A 4,212-nucleotide genomic window follows, 5' to 3' on the forward strand; every position below is an offset into this window, starting at 1 on the left:
CACACCCTCCCGGTCGGTGGTGTGGTCGTCCGCGAACCGACGGTCACCCGTCGCGTCCGGCACGTACTTCACACAGACAACGATCCTCAAGCTCACGGCCTGTCTCCTGTACTGGTCTCGTCCGGCGGCTGCGGCTGTGCAAGCGGGCGCGAACTCGGCACGCACCCGCTCCGGCCAGCGTGTTCCCGTGCCGTCCGGAACTTCCTGGCAGCATACTCGCCGGTGGCGGAATGACACTACTGGCCAGTAGCTTACGTCGCCGAGCCCGGCCGACCGGCCCGCGAACCACTCCCCGGCGGCCCCGGAGGACCCCCGGCCCGGGCGGACCGCGGGACGGCCCGCACGGCCGTCAGCCCTCATCCTGCCCCAGCGTCGTCCCGACACCACCCGACGGGGCGGCAGATCCGGGGTGGGATTCACCACCCGGACCGCACGATCCCCGCCGGGAGCTCACCGGGACCGGTCAGACCGCTTCGCCCAATGCCGCGATCACGTCCGCCCGGCGCGGCAACCCGGCCGCCCGGCGCACCACCCGGCCCCCCGCGTCCAGCACCAGGACCGTCGGTGTCCGCAGGATCTCCAGCCGGCGGACCAGGTCCAACTGCGCCTCGGCGTCCAGCTCGACGTGCGCCACCCCCTCGACCATGCCCGCCACCTCACCGAGCACCCGCCGGGTCGCCCGGCACGGCTGGCAGAAGGCGGTCGAGAACTGCACCAGCGTGGCCCGCTCGCCCAGCGCCTCCCCCAGGTCCGCCGCCGACAGCCGCACCGTCCCGTCCTTGGTACGCACCCGCAGCCTCCCGTCACGCTTCGCCCGCAGCAGCCCGAACGCGCTCGCCACCGCGAGCACGACAACGCACACCACCAACCCGGTCATCCCCCCAGTCTGCCCCGACCCCCTCCGGGCCCGACAGGGTGGTCGACCACCGACGCGGGCCCGCGTACGATCGCCGGGTGGACTCCGACCGCCCCGCACAGCCGCTGCTGACCACCCGCCGTGTGGTCGACCTGTGCCGGGCCACGGCCTCGCGCTGTCACTGACGCGCCCCGCCGTCCCCCAGCAGCGATCCAGACCTGGAGTCCCCCCGTGCAGATAGACCCCCGCGGCCCGCGGTTCGCGGCCGCCCTCAGCACCGCCGTCCTCATCACCGTCCTGCTCACCGGCAGCGGCCCGCTGCTCGCCCTCCAGGCCGTCGTCTTCGGCCTCGGCGCCGTCGGCGGCCTGCGCCGGTCACCGTACGGCTGGCTGTACCGGACACTGGTCCGCCCCCGGCTGGCACCGCCGACGGAGACCGAGGACGAGCGCCCGCCGCGCTTCGCACAGGGCGTCGGCCTGGTGTTCGCCGCGGTCGGCGCGCTCGGCTTCCTCACCGGGGTGATCTGGCTGGGCCTGCTGGCCACCGGGTTCGCCCTCGCCGCGGCCTTCCTCAACGCCGTGTTCGGCTACTGCCTCGGCTGCGAGATGTACCTGCTGGTCCGCCGCTCGCAGGGCCGGCTCGACGCCGCGTCCTGACCTCCGGGGAAAGGTTCCCGGGCGGCCCATCACGGACGTCACACTCCCGACACTCGCCCGACCGCCCGCCTCAGGTGACAGCGGGCACTCGTTCGGGGGATCATCTCCGTGTATCACCCGTGGCCGCCGCGGCGTGCCGCGCCTCCGGCGGTCGGTCCCACGGACGGCACGGGTACCGCCGGACCGGGCCGACAAGGCCCGTGGGAAGTCAGGACTGACCGTGGCAGAGCTCGTGTACCCGCCGGTGATCGGCGCCGCACTGACCGTCTTCCGCGCGCTCGACGTGCGCATCAAGATCGTCGGAGCCGAACACATCCCCGCCAAGGGCGGAGCGGTACTGGTGAGCAATCACATCAGCTACCTGGACTTCCTCTTCGCCGGCCTCGGCGCCTTCCGCGGCGGCAAGCGCAAGACCCGCTTCATGGCGAAGGACGACGTCTTCAAGCACGCCGTCTCCGGTCCGTTGATGCGGGGCATGAAGCACATCCCGGTCGACCGCACCGACGGCCAGCCCGCGTACGACGCCGCGGTGCGCGCCCTGCGCGCCGGCGAGATGGTCGGGGTGTTCCCGGAGGCGACCATCAGCCGCTCGTTCATGCTGAAGAAGTTCAAGACCGGCGCCGCCCGGATGGCAGCCGACTCCGGTGCCCCGCTGCTGCCGGTCGTCCTGTGGGGTACCCAGCAGCTCTGGACCAAGGGCCGACCGAAGACCCTCACCAAGCGCCACGTCCCCGTCACCATCATGATCGGCGAGCCGATCGTGCTGGAGCCCGGCGACAAGCCCGTGATGGTCACCCGCCGACTGCGCGCCGCGATGGGCGAGATGCTCGACCGGGCCCAGCGCGAGTACCCGGGCAAGCCGAGCGGCCCCGAGGACACCTGGTGGCAGCCCGCTCACCTCGGCGGCACCGCGCCGACCCTGGAGGTCGCCGAGGCCGAGGACGAGGCGGAGGCCGAACGCCGCGCCGGGCGGGACTGACCGGTCCCGCGCGCGCCGGAACGCACCTCCCCCGGGGATTGCCGGGGGAGGTGCGTTCCGGCCTGCCCGCTGCCGCCTCCCCGGTCGCGGCAGCGACGGATCACCGCCTGCGGCCCGGCCGGAAGGCGGCACGGTTCACCTGGACGGACCGGCACGCCTCCGTCGCGGACCGGCGCGATCGTCCCGCCCCTCCACGCCGTCAACCGCACAATCCACTCTTCATACTCCGTGCGACCGAGGCAGCACGGACCGTCGCGTGTCGGCGGTCCGACCGCACGCCCGATCTGACACAGTGACAGCTCCCCGGGGGCCTGGACCTGCTTCAGAGACGGAGATGACGCACCGATGACCGGTACACGGCCGCTGCCACTCACCACCACGACCCGCACCCGCGCTCACGCCGGTGCGGGTCTTCTGCTGGCGGGCACCGCCCTGCTGACCGGGTGCGGTGCCCAGCCCGGCGAGATCCCGCTCAGCGAGATCCGGGCGGAGTCCCCGTCCGCCGTTCCCACGGCCGAGCCCGCCGTCGCCAACGCGACCCCGGGCGTGATCGGGGCGGCGGCCCCGGCCCTCCCCGTCACGGCGCACAACGGGCTGATCGCCAGCCGGGTCTTCCTCGACCCCGGCCGCCTCACCAGCGCCGTCTTCACCGTCACGGCCGACGGCACAGCCCTGCAGCAGCTCACCCGGCCTCCCGGCGACGGGCGCGACGACCACCCCGACTGGTCCCCCGACGGCAGCACCATCGCCTTCGACCGCACCGAGACGGAGAACGGCACGGCCCGGCTCTGGACGGTGAGCGCCGACGGCGAGGGCGCTCACCCACTCGGCCAGCTGTGCGAACCCGACGCCGCCGACTGCACCAACGAGCAGGAGAGCGGACCGGCCTTCTCCCCCGACGGGAAGCAGATCGCGTTCAGCCGCGCATGGGGCGCGATCGACCCGAGCGACAACAAGCAGATCCAGTACTCCGATCTCTACCTGATGAGCCCCGACGGCACCAACGCCCAGCGGCTGACCTTCCTCACCAACGACAAGCCGTACTCCGGCGACGTCCGCAACCCGAGCTGGTCCCCCGACGGCAAGCAGCTCGTCTTCGAGTACCGGACCAGTACGACCGGCCAGCCCGCCGCGGGCCGCGCGCTCTACGTCGTCAACGCCGACGGCACCGGCCTGCGCCGGCTGACTCCCTGGGAGCTGCGCGCCGGCGAGCGCGCCAGCTGGTCCCCCGACGGCACCCGGATCGTGTTCACCACCTACCCGGCCGGCCCCGACTACAGCCCCGGTGGGGGCATCTACACCGTGCAGCCCGACGGCAGCACCATCGATGCCCTCACCCCCGGCCCGTCCAACGTCTTCTACGGCGCGGCCGCCTACTCCCCCGACGGCACATCGATCGTCTTCGCCCAGGCACCCGCCGGAGGGACCGCGGACCTGTACCGCATGCAGGCCAACGGCACCGGTGTCACCCGGATCACCGACACGGCCGACCAGTGGGAGAGCCGCCCCAGCTGGGGCACCGCGGCACCGCGGTCCTGACCGCCCGTGCCCGCGTCCTGCCGACCGCCGGCCTGATATCCGCACCTGGATATCAGCACAACGCAAAGAACCCCCCGATCCGTCTAGATCGGGGGGTTCTTTGGAATGATTGTTCGGCGGCGTCCTACTCTCCCACAGGGTCCCCCCTGCAGTACCATCGGCGCTGTGAGGCTTAGCTTCC

The 4,212-nt window shown here is 72.8% G+C and carries 4 protein-coding genes and 1 pseudogene; 3 read left to right on the top strand and 2 right to left on the bottom strand.

The annotated features are described in order from the left end of the window. Window positions 1-96, bottom strand: a pseudogene (locus tag ACFXHB_RS44475) (electron transfer flavoprotein subunit beta); the annotation flags it as partial. Between the two features lie 367 nt (window positions 97-463). Continuing rightward, a complete protein-coding gene (locus ACFXHB_RS44480; protein ID WP_380582899.1) occupies window positions 464-877 on the bottom strand; it encodes a thioredoxin family protein in 414 nt (137 codons plus the stop codon). Between the two features lie 210 nt (window positions 878-1,087). Between ACFXHB_RS44480 and ACFXHB_RS44485 the strand changes: the two genes are divergently transcribed. The 3 genes from ACFXHB_RS44485 (at window position 1,088) to ACFXHB_RS44495 (ending at window position 4,031) form a co-directional block, all read left to right on the top strand. Further along, the gene (locus ACFXHB_RS44485; protein WP_380582901.1) at window positions 1,088-1,513 is read left to right on the top strand and encodes a DUF4395 domain-containing protein; all 426 of its coding nucleotides are present in this window, start codon (window positions 1,088-1,090) and stop codon (window positions 1,511-1,513) included. Between the two features lie 220 nt (window positions 1,514-1,733). Beyond that, window positions 1,734-2,492 carry a lysophospholipid acyltransferase family protein gene (locus tag ACFXHB_RS44490; protein WP_380582903.1) on the top strand — a complete coding sequence of 253 codons (759 nt, stop codon included), beginning with the start codon at window positions 1,734-1,736 and terminating at the stop codon, window positions 2,490-2,492. A gap of 345 nt (window positions 2,493-2,837) precedes the next feature. Next, window positions 2,838-4,031 (top strand): TolB family protein, encoded by a 1,194-nt coding sequence (locus ACFXHB_RS44495; RefSeq protein ID WP_380582905.1) that lies wholly within the window; start codon window positions 2,838-2,840, stop codon window positions 4,029-4,031. Window positions 4,032-4,212: the final 181 nt, after the last annotated feature.

It is taken from the genome of Kitasatospora sp. NPDC059327 (genome assembly GCF_042752535.1).
In the GTDB taxonomy this organism is placed as follows: Bacteria; Actinomycetota; Actinomycetes; order Streptomycetales; family Streptomycetaceae; genus Kitasatospora.

Excerpts from the sequence above, each read along its gene's own strand:
- ACFXHB_RS44480 (WP_380582899.1), bottom strand. The coding sequence starts at position 877 with ATGACCGGGTTGGTGGTGTGCGTTGTCGTGCTCGCGGTGGCGAGCGCG.
- ACFXHB_RS44495 (WP_380582905.1), top strand. The coding sequence starts at position 2,838 with ATGACCGGTACACGGCCGCTGCCACTCACCACCACGACCCGCACCCGC.